General features: G+C 73.6%; 22 protein-coding genes. 10 read left to right on the forward strand and 12 right to left on the reverse strand.

Going from position 1 to position 24,405, the window contains the following annotated elements; all coding sequences use genetic code 11:
- Positions 1–30 precede the first annotated feature (30 nt).
- The 6 genes from O4U47_RS13035 to O4U47_RS13055 form a co-directional block, all read right to left on the reverse strand.
- Entirely contained in the window at positions 31–1,302 is a 1,272-nt protein-coding gene (locus tag O4U47_RS13035) for a chemotaxis protein CheA (protein WP_270678094.1), read from the reverse strand.
- A gap of 142 nt (positions 1,303–1,444) precedes the next feature.
- Positions 1,445–2,914, reverse strand: a complete 1,470-nt coding sequence (locus O4U47_RS13040; protein ID WP_270678095.1) for a dicarboxylate/amino acid:cation symporter — start codon at positions 2,912–2,914, stop codon at positions 1,445–1,447.
- A 198-nt stretch (positions 2,915–3,112) separates the two neighbouring features.
- Complete coding sequence (locus O4U47_RS31285) at positions 3,113–3,325, reverse strand: putative leader peptide (RefSeq protein WP_408638966.1); 213 nt, start codon at positions 3,323–3,325, stop codon at positions 3,113–3,115.
- A gap of 134 nt (positions 3,326–3,459) precedes the next feature.
- A complete protein-coding gene (locus O4U47_RS13045) occupies positions 3,460–5,235 on the reverse strand; it encodes an acetyl/propionyl/methylcrotonyl-CoA carboxylase subunit alpha (RefSeq protein ID WP_270678096.1) in 1,776 nt (591 codons plus the stop codon).
- A gap of 41 nt (positions 5,236–5,276) precedes the next feature.
- Positions 5,277–5,540 (reverse strand): acyl-CoA carboxylase subunit epsilon, encoded by a 264-nt coding sequence (locus O4U47_RS13050; protein ID WP_270678097.1) that lies wholly within the window; start codon positions 5,538–5,540, stop codon positions 5,277–5,279.
- Positions 5,537–7,141: an acyl-CoA carboxylase subunit beta gene (locus O4U47_RS13055; protein ID WP_270678098.1), complete on the reverse strand. Its 1,605-nt coding sequence runs from the start codon at positions 7,139–7,141 to the stop codon at positions 5,537–5,539. Before O4U47_RS13055 ends, O4U47_RS13050 begins: the two co-directional genes overlap by 4 nt.
- A gap of 219 nt (positions 7,142–7,360) precedes the next feature.
- Here O4U47_RS13055 and O4U47_RS13060 point away from each other — a divergent pair, with 219 nt between their 5' ends.
- From O4U47_RS13060 to O4U47_RS13095, 8 genes are all read left to right on the forward strand, one after another.
- On the forward strand, positions 7,361–8,203 hold the full coding sequence (locus tag O4U47_RS13060) for a nitrilase-related carbon-nitrogen hydrolase (protein ID WP_270678099.1): 843 nt from the start codon (positions 7,361–7,363) through the stop codon (positions 8,201–8,203).
- A 12-nt stretch (positions 8,204–8,215) separates the two neighbouring features.
- Positions 8,216–9,640 (forward strand): dihydropyrimidinase, encoded by a 1,425-nt coding sequence (gene hydA / locus O4U47_RS13065; protein WP_270678100.1) that lies wholly within the window; start codon positions 8,216–8,218, stop codon positions 9,638–9,640.
- Positions 9,641–9,652: 12 nt separating this feature from the next.
- Positions 9,653–10,690 (forward strand): TIGR03842 family LLM class F420-dependent oxidoreductase, encoded by a 1,038-nt coding sequence (locus O4U47_RS13070; protein ID WP_270678101.1) that lies wholly within the window; start codon positions 9,653–9,655, stop codon positions 10,688–10,690.
- Positions 10,691–10,918: 228 nt separating this feature from the next.
- Positions 10,919–13,519 carry a phosphoenolpyruvate carboxylase gene (locus tag O4U47_RS13075; protein ID WP_270678151.1) on the forward strand — a complete coding sequence of 867 codons (2,601 nt, stop codon included), beginning with the start codon at positions 10,919–10,921 and terminating at the stop codon, positions 13,517–13,519.
- Positions 13,520–13,571: 52 nt separating this feature from the next.
- On the forward strand, positions 13,572–14,408 hold the full coding sequence (locus O4U47_RS13080; RefSeq protein WP_270678102.1) for a biotin--[acetyl-CoA-carboxylase] ligase: 837 nt from the start codon (positions 13,572–13,574) through the stop codon (positions 14,406–14,408).
- Between the two features lie 216 nt (positions 14,409–14,624).
- Complete coding sequence (locus O4U47_RS13085) at positions 14,625–15,689, forward strand: adenylate/guanylate cyclase domain-containing protein (protein ID WP_270678103.1); 1,065 nt, start codon at positions 14,625–14,627, stop codon at positions 15,687–15,689.
- A 77-nt stretch (positions 15,690–15,766) separates the two neighbouring features.
- Complete coding sequence (locus tag O4U47_RS13090; protein WP_270678104.1) at positions 15,767–16,891, forward strand: S-(hydroxymethyl)mycothiol dehydrogenase; 1,125 nt, start codon at positions 15,767–15,769, stop codon at positions 16,889–16,891.
- Positions 16,892–17,533 (forward strand): MBL fold metallo-hydrolase, encoded by a 642-nt coding sequence (locus O4U47_RS13095; protein ID WP_270678105.1) that lies wholly within the window; start codon positions 16,892–16,894, stop codon positions 17,531–17,533. It abuts the gene before it with no gap.
- An 87-nt stretch (positions 17,534–17,620) separates the two neighbouring features.
- Here the strand turns inward: O4U47_RS13095 and O4U47_RS13100 are convergent, their stop codons facing one another.
- The 3 genes from O4U47_RS13100 to O4U47_RS13110 all read right to left on the reverse strand — a co-directional run bounded on the left by O4U47_RS13100 (position 17,621) and on the right by O4U47_RS13110 (position 20,301).
- Positions 17,621–18,907, reverse strand: coding sequence for a sensor histidine kinase (locus tag O4U47_RS13100; protein WP_270678106.1), 1,287 nt, complete (start codon positions 18,905–18,907; stop codon positions 17,621–17,623).
- 69 nt (positions 18,908–18,976) lie between these two features.
- Positions 18,977–19,645, reverse strand: a complete 669-nt coding sequence (locus O4U47_RS13105) for a response regulator transcription factor (RefSeq protein WP_270678107.1) — start codon at positions 19,643–19,645, stop codon at positions 18,977–18,979.
- 176 nt (positions 19,646–19,821) lie between these two features.
- Positions 19,822–20,301, reverse strand: coding sequence for a GtrA family protein (locus O4U47_RS13110; RefSeq protein ID WP_270678108.1), 480 nt, complete (start codon positions 20,299–20,301; stop codon positions 19,822–19,824).
- Between the two features lie 80 nt (positions 20,302–20,381).
- Here O4U47_RS13110 and O4U47_RS13115 point away from each other — a divergent pair, with 80 nt between their 5' ends.
- The gene (locus tag O4U47_RS13115) at positions 20,382–21,539 is read left to right on the forward strand and encodes a 5-(carboxyamino)imidazole ribonucleotide synthase (RefSeq protein ID WP_270678109.1); all 1,158 of its coding nucleotides are present in this window, start codon (positions 20,382–20,384) and stop codon (positions 21,537–21,539) included.
- Positions 21,540–21,574: 35 nt separating this feature from the next.
- Positions 21,575–22,075: a 5-(carboxyamino)imidazole ribonucleotide mutase gene (gene purE / locus O4U47_RS13120; RefSeq protein ID WP_408638969.1), complete on the forward strand. Its 501-nt coding sequence runs from the start codon at positions 21,575–21,577 to the stop codon at positions 22,073–22,075.
- Between the two features lie 174 nt (positions 22,076–22,249).
- Here purE and O4U47_RS13125 read toward each other — a convergent pair whose 3' ends face one another.
- The 3 genes from O4U47_RS13125 to sph form a co-directional block, all read right to left on the reverse strand.
- The gene (locus tag O4U47_RS13125) at positions 22,250–22,795 is read right to left on the reverse strand and encodes a type III secretion system chaperone family protein (RefSeq protein WP_270678111.1); all 546 of its coding nucleotides are present in this window, start codon (positions 22,793–22,795) and stop codon (positions 22,250–22,252) included.
- 55 nt (positions 22,796–22,850) lie between these two features.
- Entirely contained in the window at positions 22,851–23,273 is a 423-nt protein-coding gene (locus O4U47_RS13130; protein WP_270678112.1) for a CoA-binding protein, read from the reverse strand.
- Between the two features lie 104 nt (positions 23,274–23,377).
- Positions 23,378–24,322, reverse strand: a complete 945-nt coding sequence (sph, locus tag O4U47_RS13135; protein ID WP_270678152.1) for a sphingomyelin phosphodiesterase — start codon at positions 24,320–24,322, stop codon at positions 23,378–23,380.
- Positions 24,323–24,405: the final 83 nt, after the last annotated feature.

The following is a 24,405-nucleotide window of genomic DNA, read 5'->3' on the forward strand; positions in this document are numbered from 1 at the left end:
TGTACCTGCGCGTACCGGGGAGGCGGGGGCTCAGAAGTCGAAGCCGCCGAAGTCCATGTCGCCGCCGAAGTCCCCGCCGAAGTCGCCTCCGCCGAGGTCCTCGCCGCCGCCCATGTCGCCCATGCCGGCGCCCATCATCCCGGCGCCCATCATGGACCCCATCATCGAGCCCATCATCATGCCGGAGAACATGCCCATCATCATGCTCATGCCGAAGTAGCCGCCGGCGTAGGGGGCGTAGTCCGGGCCCGCGTCGTAGTAGGGGCGGCGCTCGCCGTCCACCTCGACCAGGCGCACGTCCGGGTCGTGCCCGCTGAGCACGGCCCTGGTGCACACCGCGCAGGCCGGGACGGCGCGCACCGCGCCGCCCGGGGGCGCCCACTGCACGTCCTGCTCGGACGGGCCGTGCTGCGGGTTGAAGAAGCAGGGCTGGCGCCGCTCGGGCACCGGCTCGCCGTTCATCCGCGCCCGGGTGGCGACCATGTAGTAGCGGCCGTCCTCCAGGGCGTTGGTGACCTGCTGGATGTCCTGCGGCTCCCGGATCCCGTCCAGGGTGGCCTTGGCCCGGTCGTAGGAGTCCATGGCGTGGCTGTAGTCGGTCCGGGTGGGCTCGTCGACCTGGGACAGGTCGATCTCCAGCCGGGCGATGTCCTCGCCGAGCCGGACGACGTCCTCCTGGGCCATCTGCTTGATCTCCGCGAGCTGCTTGGCCTTCTCGGCCGCGCGCTTCTTGCGGGAGCTGTAGACGTAGTAGCCGCCGCCCGCCACGGCGAGCACGAGGATGCCCAGGAACGCGGCGCCGAACATGCCGGAGGCCGCGGCGTCGCTCTCCTGCTCGGCCACCGCGTCGGGGACCGCGGCCAGGGTGTCGACCTCGGTGCCGGGGTCCGAAGCGACGACGTTGTCACGGATCTGGTTGAGCTCGCTCTGCTCCAGATCGGGCGAGTCGACGAAGAAGTTGTTGGCCCCGTCCCCCATGAAACCGGCGTACACGCCGTCGCCGACGTCGCCCATGAGTTCGTCCATATAGGCGTCGAGGGCCACCTGGGAGTCGAAGCTCTCCTCGGGGAGCATCACCAGGTAGACGGGGGAATCGCTCTCGGCGCCCTCCGCAGCGGAGGCCATGGCGTCCTGTGCGTCCCCGGGGACGGTCTCAGAGATGCTCGGGTCGATGTAGAAGTGGTCGGACTTCAGGTCCTGTGCGGCGTCGCTCGCCTCGGGGGCGTCAGCGGCGGCCGGGGCCGCCATCGCGACGCTGAAGCCCGCTGCGAGCAGGGCCGGTACTACCAATCGGCGCAACATGTCGTTCCTCTCGCCTCCCTCATTCCATAAGGACGAACGGCGTGGGCCGCCGGTTCCCGGAGAGGAGCCCGGTCCCTGGGGCGAAGACTACGGGCGGCCCACCGGGTGGTGGGCCGCCCGCGGGTGCGGCGGGTCGTGCGGGTCAGTCCCGCGCGGGCACCTTCTCGTAGGCGCCCTCGTCGGAGGCCCCGTCGGCCGCATCGGCTCCATCGGCGTCGTCGCGCCCGGCCGACTCGCCCTGCGCCGCCTCCTGCTCGGCGGCGGTGACGTAGTCGTCGGCGACGAACCCGCCCAGGCCGCGGGGGGCGTGGAAGCGCTCGACGTCGAGGATCCTCTCGCGCTTGGCGACGATCGCCGGGACGAGCGCCTGCCCGGCCACGTTGGTGGCGGTGCGGCCCATGTCCAGGATCGGGTCGACGGCCAGCAGCAGGCCGACGCCCTCCAGCGGCAGGCCGACGGTGGACAGCGTCAGGGTCAGCATGACGGTCGCGCCGGTGGTGCCGGCGGTGGCCGCCGAGCCGATCACCGAGACGAACACGATCAGCAGGTAGTCGGTGATCGACAGGTTCACGCCGAAGAACTGGGCGACGAAGATCGCCGAGATCGCCGGGTAGATCGCGGCGCAGCCGTCCATCTTGGTGGTGGCGCCGAACGGCACGGCGAAGGACGCGTAGTGGCGCGGCACCCCGAAGTTGGTCTCGGCGACCCGCTGGGTCACCGGCATGGTGCCCATCGAGGAGCGGGAGACGAAGCCGAGCTGCACGGCGGGCCAGATGCCGGAGAAGTACTTGGCGATGGACAGCCCGTGCACCCGCGCCAGCACGGGGTAGACGGCGAACACCACGAGGGCCAGGCCCAGGTAGATCGCCACCGTGAAGGAGCCCAGCGCGCCGATGGTGGTCCAGCCGTAGCTGTAGACCGCGTTGCCCAGCAGGCCGAGGGTGCCGAGCGGGGCCAGGCGGATGACCCACCACAGGACCTTGAGCACGATCCGCAGCGCGGAGTCGGTGAAGGCCAGGAACGGCTCGGCGGCCTTGCCGGTCTTCACGGCGGCCACGCCGATGGCGATCGCGATGACGATGAGCTGCAGCGCGTTGAAGGTCAGCCCGGTGGACAGGTCCAGGCTTCCGCCGTCGGCCACCTGGCCCTCGGTGGAGGCGGTCAGCCCCAGGAAATTCTGGGGGACCATGCTCTCCAGGAACGCCATCCACGAGCCGTGCGTGGAGGGGTCCTCGGCGGCGGAGGCGTCCACGCCGCTGTTCAGGCCGGGGCGGATGACCGAGCCCAGGCCGATGCCGATCGCCACCGCGATCAGGGCGGTGACCGCGAACCACAGCAGCGTCTGTCCGGCCAGCCGGGCGGCGTTGGAGACGTTGCGGAGCTGCGCGATCGAGGAGATCACGGCCAGCAGGATCAGCGGCGGGACGATCGCCTTGAGCAGCGTGACGAAGGTGCTGCCGATGGTGTCGAGGGTGACCGCCAGCCAGTTCGGGTTGTCGGCGTCGCCGCCGAGCTGGAGGGCGGCCACGCCGAGCGCGATGCCCAGCACGAGGGCCGCGAGCACCTGGTAGGCGAAGGGGACACGGGGGATGCGTCTGAGCGCGGTTAGCACGGGATGGCTCCTGGGTCAGGGCAGAGCCGACGGGCGCGTGTGGCGTCGGGGTCGGCGGACGGACGAATGGGGTCGGCCTGCGCGGGCGGTTCCGGGGGCGGTGCCGTGGTTCACGGCCCGAAGGGACGCCGCACGGCGGACGCGCAGGGGCGGGACGAGAGGTCGATCGGCGGAGATACGGCGGATCGGCTCAGGCGGTCATCGACACGCCTGGCTGGCGACGCGGCACAGGTCGACGTGCCGTCGCTCGGTCAGGCCCCACAGGTTCGTCACGAATAGGAACAATAACGGTCCGCGCCGGATTATTCCCGGGGTAGGCGGTGTCAATCCGGTCACGTCGGTGCAGGTATGCCCGTATCCCCCCGCTGACATGGGATGAATCGGAGGGGGAGGGGCGCCCAACGGGCCCATCCCCCCGGCGTCCGGCCGGGACCCCGCTCCCGGGCCCTGGCCGCCCTCCGTGGTCGTCGCCGCCCTCGGCCCTACCTGCTGGGCCGTCGGCACTCGGTGCCCGGCGGAGACCCGCCCGCCGGGCACCGGGCGCTCTAGGCGTCCTTGATCTCGCAGACGGCCGAGCCGCTGGACACCGTGTCGCCCGGGGCGACCGTCAGCCCGGCCACCGTGCCCGCCTTGTGGGCCGCCAACGGCTGCTCCATCTTCATCGCCTCGACCACGACCACCGTGTCCCCCTCGGCCACGGTCGCGCCGTCCTCGGCCACGACCTTGACGACGGTGCCCTGCATCGGCGAGACCAGGGCGTCCCCGCTCGCCGCCGTCGCGGCGCCGCCGCCCTTCTTCCGCGAACCCTTCCGGCGCCCGCCCGCGGCCTGCGCGGCCGGGGCGGCCGCCGAGGCGCCCAGCCCGGCCGGGAGCACCACCTCGATGCGCTTGCCGCCGACCTCCACGGTCACCGACTCGCGCTCGTCGCCCTGGTCATCGGGCTGGGCGGGGACGCCTTCGTAGGGCGGCACCGTGCCCGCGAACTCGGTCTCGATCCAGCGGGTGTGCACCGCGAACGGCTCCCCGCCGGCCGGAGCGAACGCCGGATCCTCGACCACCGTGCGGTGGAAGGGGACCACCGTGGGCATACCGCCCACCTCGAACTCGGCCAGCGCCCGCCGGGACCGCTCCAGCGCCTGGGCGCGCGAGGCGCCGGTGACGATCAGCTTGGCCACCATCGAGTCGAAGGAGGCCGGGACGGTGAAGCCCTCCTCGCACCCGGTGTCCACCCGCACCCCCGGCCCACCGGGCAGGTTGAACCGGGTGATGGTGCCCGGCGCGGGCAGGAAGCCCCGACCGGCGTCCTCGGCGTTGATCCGGAACTCGAAGGAGTGCCCCCGCAGCACCGGGTCGCCGTACCCCAGCTCATCGCCGTCGGCGATGCGCAGCATCTCGCGCACCAGGTCCAGGCCGGCGACCTCCTCGCTGACCGGGTGCTCGACCTGCAGGCGGGTGTTGACCTCCAGGAAGGAGATGGTGCCGTCGGCGCCGACCAGGAACTCGCACGTGCCCGCGCCGCGGTACCCGGCCTCGGCCAGGATGGCCTTGGAGGCCGCGTACAGCTCGGCGTTCTGCTCCTCGGTCAGGAAGGGCGCCGGGGCCTCCTCGACCAGCTTCTGGTGGCGGCGCTGCAGGGAGCAGTCGCGGGTGGAGACCACCACGACGTTGCCGTGGGCGTCGGCCAGGCACTGGGTCTCCACGTGGCGGGGCCGGTCCAGGTAGCGCTCGACGAAGCACTCCCCGCGGCCGAAGGCGGCGGTGGCCTCGCGCACGGCCGAGTCGAACAGCTCGGGGATCTCCTCCAGGGTGCGGGCGACCTTCAGGCCGCGCCCGCCGCCGCCGAAGGCGGCCTTGATGGCGATGGGCAGGCCGTGCTCGCGGGCGAAGGCCACGGCCTGGCCGGCGTCGTCCAGGGGGTCGGCGGTCCCGGCGACCAGGGGGGCGCCGACCTTGGCGGCGATGTGGCGGGCCTGGACCTTGTCGCCCAGGGCGGTGATGGCCGCCGGGGGCGGGCCGATCCAGGTGAGCCCGGCGTCGGTGACGGCCTGGGCGAAGTCGGCGTTCTCGGACAGGAAGCCGTAGCCGGGGTGGACGGCGTCGGCGCCCGAGCGGGCCGCCACGTCCAGGATCTTGGCCATGTCCAGGTAGGTGTCGGCCGGGCTCTGGCCGCCCAGGGCGTAGGCCTCGTCGGCGGTCTTGGTGTGCAGGGCGTCGCGGTCGGGGTCGGCGTAGACGGCCACGCTGGCGATCCCGGCGTCGCGGCAGGCGCGGGCCACGCGCACCGCGATCTCCCCGCGGTTGGCGATCAGGACTTTGCGCACGGTGGGGAATCCTCCTGGTCAGAAGTTCGGGAAGGGCCGGGTCAGCCCGGGTGGAAGCTGCGCGCCCAAGCGCTGGGCCCCGGGTGGACGGGGCGCCGCAGCAGCCGGGAGCGGTCGCGCCAGGCCGACCGCGGGCGCCGGGCGGACTCCTCGGCCTCGCGGGCGGCCTGCGCCGCGCGGGCGCGCGCGGTGAGCACGGCGACGAGCGCGGCCACCTCCTCCGGGCCGGGGTCGCCGCGGACGACGCTCAGGTGCGTCCCGGGGTCCTGCCCGGCGGGCCGTCCGGGGTTCTGCGCGCCGCTCACAGCGGGATGTTCCCGTGCTTCTTGGGCGGGAGCTGCTTGCGCTTGCCGCGCAGCGCCCGCAGCGCCTTGACGACCGACACGCGCGTCTCCGAGGGGAGGATGACCCCGTCGACATAGCCGCGCTCCGCCGCGGAGTAGGGGTTGAGCAGGGTGTCCTCGTACTCCTCGACGAGGCGGGCCCGCTCGCCCTCCACGTCCCCGGCGGCGGCGAGGGTGCGCCGGTGCAGGATGTTCACCGCGCCCTGGGCGCCCATGACCGCGATCTGCGCGGTGGGCCAGGCCAGGTTGACGTCGGCGCCCAGGTGCTTGGAGCCCATCACGTCGTAGGCGCCGCCGAAGGCCTTGCGGGTGATGACGGTGATCAGCGGCACCGTCGCCTCGGCGTAGGCGTAGATGAGCTTGGCGCCGCGCCGGATGATGCCGTTCCACTCCTGGTCGGTGCCGGGGAGGAATCCGGGCACGTCGACGAAGGTGAGCACGGGCACGTTGAAGGCGTCGCAGGTGCGCACGAAGCGCGCGGCCTTCTCGGAGGCGTCGATGTCCAGGCACCCGGCGAAGTTCATCGGCTGGTTGGCGACCACGCCCACGCTCTGGCCGTCCACCCGGCCGAAGCCGACGACGATGTTGCCCGCGAAGTGCTCGTGCACCTCGAGGAAGTCGCCGTCGTCGACGACGTGACCGATGATCCGGCGGATGTCGTAGGGCTGGTTGGCCGAGTCCGGGATGAAGGCGTCGAGCTCCCGGTCCTGCTCGGTGACCTCGGTGTCGGGGTCCCCCGGCGGCACCGGCGCCTCGTCGAGGTTGTTGTCGGGCAGGTGGGCGAGCAGGTCGCGGACGTAGTCGAGGGCGTCCTGCTCGTCGGAGCCCATGTAGTGGGCGACGCCGGAGCGGGTGTTGTGCGCCCGCGCCCCGCCCAGCTCCTCCATGGACACGTCCTCGCCGGTGACGGTCTTGATGACGTCGGGCCCGGTGATGAACATCTGCGAGGTCCGGTCCACCATCACGACGAAGTCGGTGAGCGCGGGGGAGTAGACGTGCCCCCCGGCGGCGGCGCCCATGATCACCGAGATCTGCGGGACGACGCCGGAGGCGTGCACGTTGCGCTTGAAGATCTCGGCGTAGAGGCCCAGGGCCACCACGCCTTCCTGGATGCGCGCGCCGCCGCCCTCGTTGATGCCGACGACGGGGCAGCCGTTGGTGAGCGCGTGGTCCAGGACCTTGACGATCTTCTCCCCGTACACCTCGCCCAGGGAGCCGCCGAACACGGTGACGTCCTGGCTGAAGACGGCGACGGGGCGGCCGTCGACGGTCCCGTGGCCCGTGACCACGCCGTCCCCGTAGGGCCGGTTGGCGTCCAGGCCGAAGTTGGTGGACCGGTGCCGGGCGAGGGCGTCGAACTCGGTGAACGACCCCGGATCCAGCAGGGCGTCGATCCGTTCGCGCGCCGTCATCTTGCCCTTGGCGTGCTGTTTCTCGATCGCTCGCGCGGAACCGGCGTGGACGGCCTCGTAGCGCCGTCGCTGGAGGTCGGCGAGCTTGCCCGCGGTGGTGTGGATGTCGATCTCGTCCGCGGGCAGCGGTTCAGGGGCTTCGGTGGCCATGGAAGACCAGGGTAGACGCCCCCGTTCGGCGCTCGCCGGGGTGACCCCCGTTACTTCCACATGCTGGACACGCATCCCGGCCGTCACGGCTGCGGACGACCGAAACCCCTGGTCCGGACGGGGCGTGTCGCCTGGGACCGTTGACCCCCGTGCGAGAGCCTGCCTACCGTCGACGCTTCCCGCGGCCAAGGGGGGCCCGGGACGGCGTTAAGGAGGGCCATGCCGCAGATGGTTCGTGCCGCGCTCGTGCAGACCGAGTGGACCGGCGACACCGCGTCGATGACCGACGCCCACGAGCACTACGCCAGACAGGCCGCCGCCCAGGGGGCGCGGGTGATCGGCTTCCAGGAGATCTTCACCGGCCCCTACTTCTGCCAGGTGCAGCAGGACGAGCACTTCGCCCTGGCCGAGGAGGTCCCGGACGGGCCCACGGTCACCCGGTTCTCCGCGCTCGCGCGGGAGCTGGGCATGGTGATGGTGCTGCCGGTGTTCGAGCGCGAGGGGCCGGGCTGGTTCTACAACACCGCCGCCGTCATCGACGCCGACGGCACCTACCTGGGCAAGTACCGCAAGCACCACATCCCGCAGGTGAAGGGGTTCTGGGAGAAGTACTACTTCCGCCCCGGCAACCTGGGCTGGCCGGTGTTCGACACCGCCGCCGGCCGGATCGGCGTCTACATCTGCTACGACCGGCACTTCCCGGAGGGGTGGCGCGCGCTGGGCCTGGCCGGGGCGCAGCTGGTGTACAACCCGTCGGCCACCAGCCGGGGCCTGTCGGCGCACCTGTGGAAGCTGGAGCAGCCGGCCGCCGCCGTGGCCAACCTGTACTACGTGGCCGCCATCAACCGGGTGGGCACCGAGGAGTACGGCGACAACGACTTCTACGGCAGCAGCTACTTCGCCGACCCGCGCGGGGCGTTCGTGGGCGAGGTCGCCTCGGACCGCAAGGCCGAGCTGGTCGTGCGCGACCTCGACTTCGACATGGTCGAGCAGGCCCGCACCCAGTGGGCGTTCTACCGCGACCGGCGCCCCGACGCCTACGGCCCGCTCACCGGGGCCTGAGGGGAGGCGGACATGGCAGCGACGACGGGAGCGGCGCGCACCCTGGTCCGCGGCGGCCTGCTGGTGACCGCCGCCGAGGAGACCCCCGCCGACGTCCTCATCGAGGGCGAGCGGGTGGCCGCCGTGGCGGCCCGGGGCAGCGAGGCCGCCGAGGCCTGGGCGCGCGGCGGGGCCGAGGTGATCGACGCCGAGGGGCACTACGTGGTCCCCGGCGGCGTGGACGCCCACACCCACATGGAGATGCCGTTCGGCGGCACCTACGCCTCCGACACCTTCGAGACCGGTACCCGGGCGGCCGCCTGGGGCGGGACCACCACCATCGTCGACTTCGCCGTGCAGCGCGCGGGCGAGTCGCTGCGGGCGAGCGTGGACGCCTGGCACGCCAAGGCCGACGGGGTGTGCGCGGTCGACTACGGCTTCCACGCCATCGTCGGGGACGCGGTGCCCGACGCCCTCAAGGAACTGGACGCCCTGGTGGACGAGGGCATCACCTCGTTCAAGATGTTCATGGCCTACCCGGGCGTGTTCTACAGCGACGACGGGCGGATCCTGCGCACCATGCAGCGGGCCGCCGCCAACGGCGGCCTGATGATGATGCACGCCGAGAACGGCCTGGCGATCGACGTGCTCGTGGAGCAGGCGCTCGCCGAGGGGCGCACCGGCCCCGAGGCGCACGGGCGGGTCCGCCGTGAACTGCTGGAGTCCGAGGCGGTGCACCGGGCGGTCCGCCTGGCCCAGGTGGCGGGCGCCCCGCTGTACATCGTGCACGTGTCGGCGGGCCAGGCGGTCGAGGAGATCGCCCGCGCGCGCGACGAGGGGCTCAACGTCTTCGCCGAGACCTGCCCGCAGTACCTGTACCTGTCCGTCGACGACCTGGCGCGCCCGGACTTCGAGGGCGCCAAGTACGTGTGCTCCACACCGCTCCGACCGCGCGAGCACCAGGAGCTGCTCTGGCGGGCGCTGCGCACCGGCGACCTGTCGGTGGTCTCCACCGACCACTGCCCGTTCTGCTTCAAGGGCCAGAAGGAGCTGGGCCTGGGGGACTTCTCCAAGATCCCCAACGGGATGCCCGGGGTGGAGCACCGCATGGACCTGCTGCACCAGGCGGTGCTGGACGGGCGCATCTCCCGGCGCCGGTGGATCGAGCTGGCCTGCGCGGCGCCCGCCCGCATGTTCGGCCTGTACCCGCGCAAGGGAACGATCGCGCCCGGCGCCGACGCCGACATCGTCGTCTACGACCCGGGGGCCGGGCACGTGCTCTCCGCCGCCACCCACCACATGAACGTCGACTACTCGGCCTACGAGGGGCTGCACGTCACCGGGAAGGCCCGCACGGTGCTCTCCCGCGGGCGCGTGGTCGTGGACCGGGGCGCCTACACCGGCGCGGCCGGGCACGGCGGGTTCGTCCGGCGCGGGCTGTGCGGGGAACTGATCTGAGAGGGGAGCGCCATGGACGTGGGGCTGGTTCTGCAGACCGACCCGCCCGGCGCGCAGGTCGTCGAGCGGATGCGGCGCGCCGAGGAGCTGGGGTTCAGCCACGGGTGGACGTTCGATTCGGCGGTGCTCTGGCAGGAGCCGTTCGTCATCTACAGCCGCATCCTGGCCGCCACCGAGACGCTCCGGGTGGGCACGATGGTGACCAACCCGTCCACCAGGGCGTGGGAGGTCACCGCGTCGGCGTTCGCCACGCTGAACGAGATGTTCGGGCCGCGCACGGTGTGCGGGATCGGGCGCGGCGACTCGGCGATGCGCGTGGCCGGGCGCAGGCCCACCACGCTGGTGCGGCTGGAGCGCGCCATCACCGCCATCCGGGACCTGGCCGAGGGGCGTGGGGCCCGCCTGGGCACCGGCCCCGACGGGGAGCCCGCCGGGGACCCGGTGCGGCTGCCGTGGGTGCGGGACGGGCACCTGCCGGTGTGGGCGGCGGCCTATGGGCCCAAGGCGCTGGCGATGGCCGGGCGCACCGCGGACGGGTTCATCCTCCAGCTCGCCGACCCCTTCCTCACCGAGTGGATGGTGGAGGCGGTGCGGCGGGCGGCCCGGGAGGCCGGGCGCGACCCGGACGACGTGGCGATCTGCGTCGCCGCGCCCGCCTACACCACCGACGGCACCCCCGAGGGGCTCGCCCACGCCCGCGAGCAGTGCCGCTGGTTCGGCGGCATGGTCGGCAACCACGTCGCCGACCTCGTCGCCCGCTACGGCGCGGCCTCAGGGGCCGTTCCCGCCGAGCTCACCGACTACATCAGGGAGCGGGAGGGGTACGACTACGCCCACCACGGCCGCACCGGCAACCCCGACACCGCGTTCGTGCCGGACGCCGTCGTGGACCGGTTCTGCGTGCTCGGCCCGCCCGAGGAGCACGTGCGCCGTCTGAAAGAGCTCCGCGCCCTGGGGGTCGACCAGTTCGCCGTCTACGCCATGCACGACGCCGTGGACGAGGTGGCCGTCACATACGGCAGGGAGGTGATCCCGGCGCTGGGCGGGTAGGCACCGGGGCGCGGCCGGGTAGACCACTGCCCGGCCGCGCCGGACGGCGCCGCAGGTCGGAACAGAGGCACCCCGGGTGCCCAATGGTCCAGACCATCACCGCTAGGCTGTCGCACCGACACGCCACCGCGGAACCTGCAACGGCGCCGGTGCGGTGACCCTGCGAGAGGAGATCGGGCGATGGCGAACGACCCCGCCGGTGCCGGGCGCGAGGGCGCCCGGCAGGAGATGCCGGAGCAGCTGCGCAGCGACATCCGGCTGCTCGGCGGCACCCTGGGCACGGTACTGGCCGAGGGCGGCGGCGAGGACCTGCTGGCCGACGTGGAGAAGCTGCGCACCGCCGTGATCGGCGCCCGCGAGGGCACCGTCGACCCGGCCTCGATCACCGATCTGGTCGAGTCCTGGCCGCTGGAGCGCGCCAAGCAGGTGGCGCGCGCGTTCACGGTCTACTTCCACCTCGCCAACCTGGCCGAGGAGCACCAGCGCATGCGCGCCCTGCGCGAGCGCGACGACGCGGTGCACCCGCCCGGCGAGTCGCTGGCCGCCGCGGTGGAGACGGTCCGCGCCGACTGCGGCGAGGAGCGGCTGGCCCGGTTCGTGGAGGGCATGGAGTTCCACCCGGTGCTCACCGCCCACCCCACCGAGGCGCGCCGCCGCGCCGTGTCCACCGCCATCGTGCGGATCGGCGCCCAGCTGGAGCGGCTGCACGCCGCCCACCCCGACAGCGCCGCCGAGCGGGAGGCCCGCCGCCGCCTCACCGAGGAGGTGGACCTGCTCTGGCGCACCTCCCAGCTGCGCTACACCAAGCTCGACCCGCTCGACGAGGTGCGCACCGCCATGGCCGCCTTCGACGAGACCATCTTCGCGGTGGTGCCGGAGATCTACCGGTCGCTGGACACCGCGCTGGACCCGGCCGGGACCGGCACCCGCCCGCCGCAGGCGCGCGCGTTCATGCGCTACGGCAGCTGGATCGGCGGCGACCGGGACGGCAACCCGTTCGTCACCCACGAGGTGACCCGGGAGGCCATCGCCATCCAGTCCGAGCACGTGCTGCGCAGCCTGGAGGAGGCCTGCGGCCGGGTGGCGCGCACCCTGACCGCCTACGCCAACCTCACTCCGGCCGGCGAGGACCTGCGCGACACCCTGGCCACGGCGCAGGCCGCGCACCCGCCGCTGATGGCCGACATCGCCAAGCGCTCCCCGAACGAGCCGCACCGGCAGATGCTGATGTTCGCCGCCGCGCGGCTGCGCGCCACCCGCGAGCGCAACGCCGACCTGGCCTACCAGCGCCCCGAGCAGCTCCTGGAGGACCTGCGCACGGTGCAGTCCTCGCTGGACGCGGCCGGGGCCCGGCGCCAGGCCTACGGGGAGCTGCAGCACCTCGTCTGGCAGGCCGAGACCTTCGGGTTCCACCTGGCCGAGCTGGAGATCCGCCAGCACAGCGCGGTGCACGCCCGGGCCCTGGAGGAGGTGCGCGCCGGGGGCGCGCTGTCCGAGGCCACCGAGGAGGTGCTGGCCACGCTGCGGGTCGTGGCCTGGATCCAGGAGCGGTTCGGCGTCGACGCCTGCCGCCGCTACATCGTCAGCTTCACCCGCTCGGCCGCGGACGTGGCCGCCGTGCACGAGCTGGCCGCGCACGCCCTGCCCGCGGGCAAGGCCCCGGTGCTGGACGTGATCCCGCTCTTCGAGACCGGCGCCGACCTGGACGCCTCGCCGCGGGTGCTGGACGGCATGCTGGAGCTTCCGGACGTGCGGCGGCGCCTGGCCGAGTCCGGGAACCGGCTGGAGGTCATGCTCGGCTACAGCGACTCGGCCAAGGACGTCGGCCCGGTCAGCGCCACCCTGCGCCTGTACGACGTGCAGGGGCGGCTGGCCGAGTGGGCCGACCGCAACGGGGTGGTGCTCACCCTGTTCCACGGCCGCGGCGGCTCCCTCGGCCGGGGCGGCGGACCGGCCAGCCGGGCCCTGCTGGCGCAGGCCCCCGGGTCGGTGGACGGGCGGTTCAAGGTGACCGAGCAGGGCGAGGTCATCTTCGCCCGGTACGGGCAGCGGGCCATCGCGCACCGCCACGCCGAGCAGGTCGGGCACGCGGTGCTGCTGGCCTCCACCGGCACCGTGCAGGACCGGGCGCGCCGGGCCGCGGACCGGTTCCGGGGCCTGGCCGACGAGATCGCCGAGGCGGCGCAGGCCGCCTACCGGGAGCTCATCGACACCGACGGGTTCGCCGAGTGGTTCTCCCGCGTCAGCCCGCTGGAGGAGCTGGGCGAGCTGCGGCTGGGCTCGCGGCCCTCGCGCCGCTCGGCCGCCCGGGGGCTGGACGACCTGCGCGCCATCCCGTGGGTGTTCGCCTGGACCCAGACCCGGGTCAACCTGCCGGGCTGGTACGGCCTGGGCACCGGGCTGGCGGCCGTCTCGGACCCGGAGGCGCTGCGCGCGGCCTACGCCGAGTGGCCGCTGTTCGCCTCGCTGCTGGACAACGCGGAGATGAGCCTGGCCAAGACGGACCGGGCGATCGCCGAGCGGTACCTGCGGCTGGGCGGCCGGCCCGAGCTGACCGACAAGGTGCTGGCCGAGTACGACCGCACCCGGGACCTGGTGCTGGACACCACCGGGCACACCCGGCTGCTGGAGAACCGGCGGGTGCTGTCGCGGGCGGTGGACCTGCGCAACCCGTACGTGGACGCGCTGTCGCACCTGCAGCTGCGGGCGCTGAACGCGCTGCGCGGCCCGGAGGCCGAGAAGCTGGACGAGGACGACCAGCGGCACCTGGAGCGGCTGCTCCTGCTGTCGGTCAACGGTGTGGCGGCCGGACTGCAGAACACCGGCTGACCCGGCGCGGCCCCTTCCGGGGGGAAGGGGCCGCACCGGTATACATGGACCCATGAGCGCCACGCCCTCCCCGTACGCCGATCCGGACCGCCCGCCGCTCAGCGAGCGCGCGCTCACCCGCGCCCTGGTGCGGCCCGAGACGATGTGGACCGGGCTGGAGGTGGTCCCCGCGCTCGGGTCCACCAACACCGAGCTGCTGGCCCGGGCCCGCGAGGGCGCCGAGGCGGGGCGGGTTCTGGTCACCGAGCACCAGACCGCGGGCCGGGGGCGCCTCGGCCGTGGATTCACCACCCCCGACCGGGCGGCCCTCACCTTCTCGGTGCTGGTGCGCCCGCGCGCGGCCCCCGGACGGCTGGGGTGGCTGCCGCTGGCCATGGGGGTGGCGGCGGTGCGGGCGTGCGGCTTCGTCGGCCAGGTGTTCCCGGCCCTCAAGTGGCCCAACGACGTGCTCGGCCCCTCGGGCGGCAAGCTCGCCGGGATCCTGGCCGAGGCCGACTTCTCCGGCGGCGGCCCGGCGGTGGTGGTGGGCATGGGGCTGAACGTGAGCCAGGGGCGCGCGGAGCTGCCGGTGGACACGGCCACCTCCCTGGTGCTGGAGGGCGACCCGCACGGCGACCGGGACCCGCTGCTGCGCGCCGTGCTGCGCGCCTTCGCCGACGTGTACGGCGCCTGGGAGGCGGCCGGGGGCGACGCCGAGGCGAGCGGCCTGGCCCGCGAGTACCGGGAGGGCTGCGCCACGCTCGGCCGCCGGGTGCGCGTCCACCTGCCCGCCGGGCGGCTGCTGGAGGGCGAGGCCGAGGACGTGGACGCCGACGGCCGTCTCGTCGTCCGCCCGGACGCGGGCGCCGCGGAGGCGGTGAGCGCGGGCGACGTGGTGCACGTGCGCTGACGGCCGGTGCGCGCGCGGGGCCGCGTGCGCAGGGTGCCCTTCTGGGGCCCGCACCGGCGTGGCACCATGGAGGCCACGCCAGATGCCCGGGGGCCGGGGCGTTCTTGACGGGGAGAGGTCCCGCCCGCTAAACCGACAGTGACACTGATGTGATCGTGTGGGGCCCGGACCGTTATCCGAGGCCCGCCCACCACCGCAGCGAAGACGAGAGAACGTATGCCCGCGCGTCCGGACCCCGAGCAGATCGAAGCCGCCCTGTTGGGAGGAGAGGCGCGCCATACCCGCGCCGAGGCCGTGCGGCTCTCCGGCGCCCCTCCCGAGTTCGCCGGGCGGGTCTGGCGGGCCCTGGGCTTCCCCAGCCGCGGCGAGGACGCCGCCGCGTTCACCGACAGCGACGTCGAGGCCCTGCGCACCGCCGCCGACCTCTTGGCCGACGGCAAGGTGGACGAGGAGGCCGCGATCCGCCTGGCCCGCTCCATGGGGCAGACCATGGCCCGCCTGGCCGAGTGGCAGACCAGCATCGTGTCCAACCTGGCCTTCGGGCGGGACGGGGGCGGGGACGCGCCGGAGACCGCGGGCGCAGGCGACGACGGCGGCCTGGGGCCGCTGGTGGGCCTCACCCGCGAGCTGCTGCCGGACGTGGAGAAGCTGCTGGTGCACATCTGGCGGCGGCAGCTCGCCGCCTCCTCGGCGCGCCGCCTGGCCTTCATGGAGAGCAGCGACGACGCCGCGCCCACCTACTTCCCGCTCGCCGTGGGCTTCGCCGACCTGGTGTCCTTCACCAATCTCAGCCGCGAACTGGACGAGGTGGAGCTGGCCGAGGTGGTGGAGGGGTTCGAGTCCACCGCCACCGACATCGTGTCCTCCGGCGGCGGCCGGGTCGTCAAGACCCTCGGCGACGAGGTGTTCTTCGTCGCCAACACGCCGCGCCAGGCCGCCGAGATCGCGCTGCGCCTGTCCGACGGGGTCGCCACCGACATCGAGGTGCCGGACGTGCGGGTGGGGGTGGCCTTCGGGCCGATCCTGGCGCTGCTGGGCGACGTGTTCGGCACCACCGTGAACCGGGCCAGCCGCCTGACCTCCTTCGCCCGGCCGGGCACGGTGCTCATCGACGACGCCATGGCCGAGCAGCTCGAAGGCGAGTCGGCGCTGCAGGTGGCGGCGGTGCGCCCGCGCCACGCGCACGGCCTGGGGCGGTTGCAGCCCTACGCGCTGCGCCGGGTGTTCACACCTGCCCCGGCCACCTCGGCCTCCCCGGCCACCCCGGCGCCGGGGGCCTGAGTCCCGCCGCGCTTGCGGCGGGGCGGCGCGGGGCATGGGGAGGGGGAAGAGCCAGGGGCCGACCCCGAGGAGCGCTGGTGTCCCACGATCCCCACACCTCCGGCCGCACCGGCCGCACCGGCCGTGCGGTCCGCGCCGCCGTCGCCGTCGAGAAGAACGCCCCCGTCTCCCTGGAGACGGTGATCGTCCCCGACCCCGGACCGGGGGAGGCGCGGGTGGAGGTGCAGGCCTGCGGGGTCTGCCACACCGACCTGCACTACCGCCAGGGCGGCATCGGCGACGACTTCCCCTACCTGCTCGGCCACGAGGCCGCCGGCGTGGTCGAGGCCGTCGGCCCCGGCACCGAGGGCCTGGAGCCCGGCGACTTCGTGGTGCTGAACTGGCGGGCGGTGTGCGGCCGGTGCCGCGCCTGCGCCCGCGGCCGCCCCTGGTACTGCTTCGACACCGCCAACGCGGCCCGGCCGATGACCCTGGCCGACGGCACCCCGCTCTCACCGGCCCTGGGCATCGGCGCGTTCGCCGAGGCCACTCTGGTCGCCGCCGGGCAGTGCACCAAGGTCGACCCCGCCGCCGACCCGGCCGCCGCCGGGCTGCTCGGCTGCGGGGTGATGGCCGGGCTGGGCGCGGCCGTCAACACCGGCGGGGTGGGGCGCGGCGACACCGTGGCGGTCATCGGCTGCGGCGGGGTGGGCGCGGCCGCGGTGGCCGGGGCGCGGCTGGCCGGGGCCGCCCGGATCATCGCCGTCGACATCGACCCGCGCAAGCTGGAGTGGGCCGCCGCGCTGGGCGCCACCGACACCGTCAACGCCCGCGAGCAGGCCCCGGTGGCCGCGATCCGCGAGCGCACCGGCGGGTTCGGCGCCGACGTGGTGATCGACGCGGTGGGCCGCCCCGAGACCTTCCGGCAGGCGTTCTACGCCCGCGACCTGGCGGGCACCGCCGTCCTGGTGGGGGTGCCCACGCCGGAGATGCGGACCGAGCTTGAGCTGCTGGACGTGTTCGCGCGCGGCGGGGCGGTCAAGTCCTCCTGGTACGGGGACTGCCTGCCCTCCCGGGACTTCCCGATGCTGATCGACCTGTACCTGCAGGGGCGGCTGGACCTGGACGCGTTCGTGTCCGAGCGGATCGCCCTGGACGACGTGGAGGAGGCCTTCGAACGGATGGGCAAGGGGAGCGTGCTGCGATCGGTGGTGGTCCGCTGAATGGCCGACGCGTCCGTGCGGACCGTGCAGAGCCTGGTGACCTCCGGGGTCTTCGCCCTGGACGGCGGCGAGTGGGAGGTGGAGAACAACGTCTGGATCGTCGGCGACGACCGCACGGCCGTCGTCATCGACGCCGCCCACGACCATGAGGCCGTCGCCCGCGCGCTGGGCGACCGGGAGCTGATGGCGGTGGTGTGCACGCACGGGCACAACGACCACGTCAACGCGGCGGTGGAGCTGGCGGCCCTGTGCGACGCGCCGATCCTGCTGCACCCCGACGACGCCGAGCTGTGGCACCGCGTGCACCCGGACACCGAGCCGGACGCGCCGCTGCTGGACGGCGAGCGGCTGCAGGCCGGGGGGACGGAGCTGGAGGTGCTGCACACCCCCGGGCACTCGCCCGGGGGCGTGTGCCTGTACGCGGCCGAGGAGGGCGTGGTGTTCACCGGGGACACCCTGTTCAGCGGGGGACCGGGCGCCACCGGGCGGTCGCTGTCGGACTTCCCGACCATCATCGCCTCGATCCGGGACCGGCTGCTGGGCCTGCCCCCCGAGACGGTGGTGCACACCGGCCACGGCCCGTCCACCACCATCGGCGCGGAGGCCCCGCACCTGCAGGAGTGGATCGACCGGGGGTACTGAGAGCTCGAAACCGCGATGATCTCGGGGAACCCGTTCTCATGATGTCCGTTTTAACCCCGACTTCCCCGAGATCGACGAGGGTCGGCTCTACACCGGTCCGGTGGCCTTGTCCAGGCCCTCGCCGCCGACCGGCAGGAACACCGCGAACGTGGGCGGGTTGGCCCGCACCAGCTCCAGGCGGGCGCCCTCGGACTCGGCGATGTGCCGGGCCAGGGCCAGGCCCAGGCCGGTGCCGCCGGCGCCGCTCACCTCGCGGTCGAAGATCTTGCCGACCAGGTGCTCGGGCACGCCCTCGCCCTCGTCGCCCACCTCGATGCGGACCGAGTGGCCGCCGTCGACCACGTTCACCGTGACGGTGCCGCGCCCGTGCACCGCCGCGTTCTCCACCAGCACCGCCATGATCTGCGTCAGGTCCATGGGCACCGTCATCGCGGTCATCCCCTTGGCGCCGGTGAGCCGCAGCTCCCGCCCGTTCTGCCGGAACATCGGCGACCACTCGCCGACGAACCGCTCCAGCAGCCGGTCCACACTGACCGGCTCCACCTCCGGGTTCTGGCTCTGGCGGGCCCGCCCCAGCAGGCTCTCCACCGTCTGGGTGAGCCGCTCGGCCTGCTGCAGCGCCGCCTCGCCCTCCTCGCGCACCACGGCGGGGTCGTCGGCCTCGGCGATGATCTCCTCCAGGCGCATGGTCAGCGCGGTGAGCGGGGTGCGCAGCTGGTGGGAGGCGTCGGTGGCGAAGTGCCGCTCGGTGGCGATCAGCCCGGCGATCCGCTCGGCGCTGCGGTCCAGCACCTCGGCGACCCGGTCGGCCTCGGGGATGCCGTAGCGGTGGCCCCAGGGGGTGGCCACCCCCGACCCCAGGCGCTCGGCGGTGGCCGCCAGGTCCACCAGCGGCAGCGTCAGCCGCCGCGCCTGCAGGATCGCCAGCCCCACCGCGACCCCGATGGCCAGCAGCGACAGCGAGGCGATGCCGAGCCAGGCGTTGAACACGCTCTCCTGGATGGGGCGGGTGCTGCGCCAGACCTCCACCCGCACGCCGCCGGAGGAGACCGTCTCGGCGTCCATCACGGCGCGGGTGCCCCCGGCCCCGGGGGAGTAGTCCCATCCTCCCGCCCGCACCGGCCCGTCGGCGCCCGGGGGCGTGAGGCGCACCGCCAGGTCGGGGTAGACCTGGGCGAAGTGCGGGACGTCGATACCGCCCTCGTTCTGCAACTGGGCGTCGGCGTCGGCCGCGATCACGTCGGCGTCCTGCTGGAGCGCGCGCCCGGCCTCCTCGTAGGCCGAGCGGTACACCAGGGCGCCCAGGGGCAGGCCGAGGAGCAGGACCGCGATCACGGTCACCACGAGTGTGGAGAACAGCATCCGCCTGCGCATGTCGTCCCTTCTGGTCGGGCCCCCGTTCCGGCGGCCGTCCGCGGCGCAGGCGGGTGGTCGGCCGCTGCGTCAGTCCCGTTCGAACCGGAACCCGACGCCGCGCACGGTGGTGATGTAGGAGGGCTGGTTGGCGTCGTCCCCGAGCTTGCGGCGGAGCCAGGAGATGTGCATGTCGAGGGTCTTGGTCGATCCCCACCAGTTGGTGTCCCACACCTCGCGCATGATGTGCTCGCGGGTGACCACCTTCCCGGCCTCGCGCACCAGGACCCGCAGCAGGTCGAACTCCTTCGTGGTGAGCTGCAGCTCCTCCTCGCCCAGCCAGGCGCGGCGCGAGTCGTTGTCGATCCGCACCCCGTGGACCACCGGGACCTCGGCCCCGCCCCGGCGCAGCAGCGCCCGGACCCGGGCCAGCAGTTCGGCCAGCCGGAAGGGTTTGGTGACGTAGTCGTCGGCGCCGGCGTCCAACCCCACCACGGTGTCGACCTCGTCGGCCCGCGCCGTCAGGATGAGGATGGGCGTGGTGTGCCCCTCGGCCCGCAGCCGCCGGGCGACCTCGAGCCCGTCCATCTCCGGCAGGCCCAGGTCAAGGACCATCAGGTCGATGTCCCCCGCGCGGGCGCGGTCGAGGGTGTCGGTGCCATTGACGGTCACGTCGACGGTATAGCCCTCGCGGCGCAGGGCGCGCGCGAGCGGCTCGTAGATCGAGGTGTCGTCTTCGGCCAGCAGAACGCAGGTCATGGTGGAGATCGTAAGCGCCGCCAGGGCAATTCACTATTATGCGCGCCGTATGGAGCAGGGGTGGATGAAATCACCGGTGCGCGGCCCGGACGATATCGGGTGCGAAGGGCGTCCGGTACCGCCCTTTGCCGTTCTTTGAACGGTGATTGGGCGAAAACGTGCCCCTCGGGCCCCCTTCAGGCCTCCTGGCGTGCCTGCTCGCCGGGGCCCTCGGGCTCCCGGGGCGCCGCGGGGAACACCCATGTGCGGTAGGACCAGAACCGGAACAGCGACCCCAGGCCGACGCCGATCACGTTTCCGGCGATATTCCGGGCCAAAGGCCCGTCCAGCCCCAGGCCGTACACGGCCGCCCACAGACAGGCGAGTTGGATCAGCAGCCCGACACCGTTCATGATGAAGAACAGGGCGTATTCGCGGCCCAGACCGGTGCGGGCGCGGTGGCCGAAGGTCCAGTACCGGTTGCCCGCGAACGCGACCAGGGTGGCGACCACGGTGCCGACCGCCTGCCCGGTGAGGGCGGGGGCGTCCAGCGCCGACCACAGCAGGTTGGTCGTGGTCAGCTGCACCGCGTAGGCCACCGCGCCCACGGCCCCGAATTTGGCGGCCTCGTGGACGAGGTGGGCGGACCTGCGGTACAGGCCGACCGCGAATCGCATGGTCGCTCCGTTCCCGCCCGACGGCGGTCATTAGACTGCTGGTCGGCGCAAGGACCGACTAGTGAGGCGTTGAGGAAACAGTGAGTGAGCTTAACCGCACCGTCCCCCGCGTCGGAATGGTGGGGGGCGGACAGCTCGCGCGGATGACCCACCAGGCCGGCATCGCCCTGGGCGCGGACTTCAGCGTACTGGCCGCCTCCCCGACCGACAGCGCCGCGCTGGTCTGCGGGGACGTGCGCCTGGGAGACGACCGCGGGCTGGAGGACCTGCTGGCCTTCGGCAAGTCCTGCGACGCGCTCACCTTCGACCATGAGCACGTGCCCGAGCCGGTGCTGCGCCGCCTGGAGGAGGAGGGCGTGGTGCTGCGCCCCGGCCGGGACGCGCTCCGGTTCGCCCAGGACAAGCTGCGCATGCGGGTGCGCGCCGGAGAGCTGGGCGCCCCGTGCCCGCGCTGGCGCCCGGTCTCGGAGACCGCGCACGTGGAGGCCTTCGCCGGGGAGGCCGGCTGGCCGGTGGTGCTGAAGGCGGCCCGCGGCGGCTACGACGGCAAGGGCGTCTGGGTGGTCGGCACCGCCGCCGAGGCCCGCACCGTGGTGGAGCGGGCGGCCGCCGAGGAGGTGCCGCTGCTGGTGGAGGAGAAGGTGGACTTCTCCCGCGAGCTGGCGGTGCAGGTGGCGCGCTCGCCCTACGGGCAGGTGGCGGCCTACCCGGTGGTGGAGACGGTGCAGCGCGACGGCATCTGCCATGAGGTGGTGGCCCCGGCGCCCGGGCTCGACCCCGACGCGGCGGTGCGCGCCCAGGAGCTCGCCATCGAGCTGGCGCACGCGCTGGGCGTGGTGGGCATGCTGGCGGTGGAGCTGTTCGCCACGGCCGACGGGGTGGTCGTCAACGAGCTGGCGATGCGTCCGCACAACTCGGGGCACTGGACCATCGAGGGCGCCCGCACCTCCCAGTTCGAGAACCACCTGCGGGCCGTCCTGGACCTGCCGCTGGGCTCCCCGGAGGCGGCGGCGCCGGTCACCGTGATGGCCAACCTGCTGGGCGGGGAGGACCCCGACGTCTACTCGCGCTACGTCCACGTCATGGCCAAGGACCCCGGCCTGAAGGTGCACTTCTACGGCAAGCAGGTGCGCCCGGGCCGCAAGATCGGGCACGTGACCGTGCTCGGCGACGACCCCGAAGAACTGCTCGCGCGCGCCCGCGACGCGGCCGCCTACCTCAAGGGAGACCCCCAGTGACCGACAACGCGTCCGCCCCGGCGGTCGGCATCGTGATGGGCAGCGACTCCGACTGGCCGGTGATGCGCGATGCCGCCGCCGCGCTCGAGGAGTTCGGCATCGCCTACGAGGCCGACGTGGTCTCGGCGCACCGGATGCCGCACGAGATGATCGAGTACGGGTCGCAGGCGGCCGGCCGCGGCCTGCGGGCGATCATCGCCGGTGCGGGCGGTGCCGCGCACCTGCCGGGGATGCTGGCCTCGGTCACGCCGCTCCCGGTGATCGGCGTGCCGGTGCCGCTCAAGCACCTGGACGGGATGGACTCGCTGCTGTCCATCGTGCAGATGCCGGCCGGGGTGCCGGTGGCCACGGTCGCCGTGGGGGCGGCCCGCAACGCCGGGCTGCTGGCGGTGCGGATGCTCGCCTCGGGCGACGAGGAGCTGCGCGGGCGCATGGAGGAGTTCCAGGCCGAGCTCAAGCGGCTGGCCCAGGCCAAGGGCGAGCGCCTGCGCAAGGAGGCCGCGGCGGGCGGCCCGAAGGTCGGCTTCGCGCCCTAGGGGGTGTTGTGCGGGTCACGGCCTACTGCGCGACGCCCGGGCACGCCCCTCGCTGCGTCCTCATCGGTCGACAGCGCACCCAGGCTGACTCCCCTGCTTTTCGGGAAACACAGCGTTCTTGCGATGAACGCACCTGGACGCCGCTCGCTACGGCCGTGATCCACACGACACCCCCTAGGCCCCCGTCCGCCCCCACTGGGACCAGACCTCGTCGGGGATGCGGCCGACCAGGTCGACCAGTGCGTCCAGGCGCTCCAGGACGGCGCCCGGGGCGGTGTCGCCGCCGGTGCTGATGAGCAGGGTGCCGTCCACCACCAGGTCGGCGATCCCGGCGCGGCGGATGTCCGCGCGCACGCCGTCGTCGAGCAGGGCCAGCGCGAAGCTTCGGTCCGCGGCCTCGGCGTACAGGTCGTGCGCTCCGCCCTCGCGGTCCTGCACGTAGGCGTAGGGCAGCCGGGCGGGCAGCTCGAGGGCGTGCACCACCAGGGCGTTCGGTCCGGGGCCGTACAGGTAGTCGAAGAGGCGGAAGGCGCGGCCCCGGTGCACCCCGGACACCTCGTCCACCACACTGCCGAGCGGCCCCGGCGGCAGTGCGGTGCGCGGCCAGCCCCGCAGGGCGCGGGTGTCGCGCGCGGTGTAGGTCCACCCGTGCTCGGCGGCGAGCGCCTTGCGGGCGGCGGTCCGGTCGGAGGCGGTGCGGGGGGTGCGCGGTGCTCGCATGCGCCTGCCCTACCCCCGGCGGGGGCGGCCGAACCCGGTCCCCGGGGGGAGGGGTTCATCCCATCAGGCGCGGCCACTCGATCGCCGGGCAGCGGTCCATGACCATGGCGCGCCCGGCGGCCTGCACGCGGGCGGCCGCACCGTGGTCGACCACGCCGAGCTGGAACCAGACCGCCCGCACGTCGTCGCGGGCCAGCGCCTCGTCGGCGACGGCCCCGGCGGCGTCGGAGCGGCGGAAGACGTCGACGGTGTCGATGCGGAAGGGGACGTCGGCGAGCGAGGCGTAGCCGGGCTCGCCGTGCACCGTCGCCGCCGACGGGTGGACCGGGACGATGCGCTTGCCCTGGGACTTCAGGAACCCGGCGACGCCGTAGGCGGGCCGGGAGGGGTCGCCGCCCAGGCCGACCACGGCCCAGACCTCGCACCCCCGCAGGATGTCGCGGATCTCGTCGTCGCTCGGTTCCCGGTAGCCGCTCATGGGGCCATTGTGCCCGGGGACGGCGTTGATCTCGACGAAAGTGCTGCCATTTCGGCGATTTTGACAGCACGATCGTCGAGATCATCGGCATGGACGCACCGCGTCTAGCCGCCGAAGACGGGGTAGTGGTCGCTGTGGTCGGTGTAGGTGTAGTCCTTTCCGCCGGAGGTGACGGTCCAGGGCTCGCTGTGCACCTCTTCGGTGCGGTTGGTGTAGGCGGCCGGGGCGGCGCCGTTGGCGATCGGCAGCACGTGGTCGAGCTGCTCGCCGGGCCAGTCGCCGTACCGGTCGGCGGCGATGGAGTTGGTGGCGGTGTCGAAGGAGTAGGCGTGCCCGGTGTAGTCCGGGCGGACGGCGCCGAGCTGGCCGATCATCGCCTCGTACTCGGCCGATCCGCCGATCACGTTGAGGTCCCCGGCCACGTAGACGGGCTCGTCGTCGGGGACGGCCTTGTCCTCCAGGACGGTGGCGATCCGGTCGAGCTGGGACCAGCGCACGTCGACGTCCAGGTCGCCCGCGCAGCCGTCGTCCTCGGACTGCAGGTGGGTGCCGACCACGTGCAGGGGGCCGTCCGGGGTGTCCAGCTCCACGTAGGCGAAGCCCTTGCCGGAGAACCAGTCGCCGCCGCAGGCGTCCTCGTAGATGTACTGCTCCTGGCGGACGATGGGCCAGCGGCTGAGCACGGCGACCCCGCCGTCCTCGGAGGTCTCCCACCGGTAGCCGTCGGTGCGGTCCCACCCGGCGGTGGACCGGCCCACCACGGGGGTGGCGTAGGGGTACTCCCCGGACAGGTTGTCGATCAGCCGCTCGGAGGAGGAGTTGTCGAAGGCCTCCTGGAGGACGACGACGTCCTGGCCGGACACCACGCCGTCCTCGGCGATCAGGTCGGCCCGCCGGTCCTGCCCCCAGTTGGGGTACAGGTTCTCGGACATGAAGAAGACGTTGTAGGTGGCGATCCTCGGGGCGTCCGATGCGTCGGCGGCGGCCGCCGGAGGGGCGGCGACCGCCGTCGGCGCGCCGAGCGCGGTCCCGAGGGCGAGGGCGAACATGAAATTGTTTCGCTTTCTCATGTCCGCCCAGCCTTCAGGGGCGGGGTCTCTGCCGGGTTACCGCTCGGTAGCCATGGCGTATC

This window comes from Nocardiopsis suaedae (assembly GCF_027706745.1).
GTDB lineage: Bacteria > Actinomycetota > Actinomycetes > Streptosporangiales > Streptosporangiaceae > Nocardiopsis_A > Nocardiopsis_A suaedae.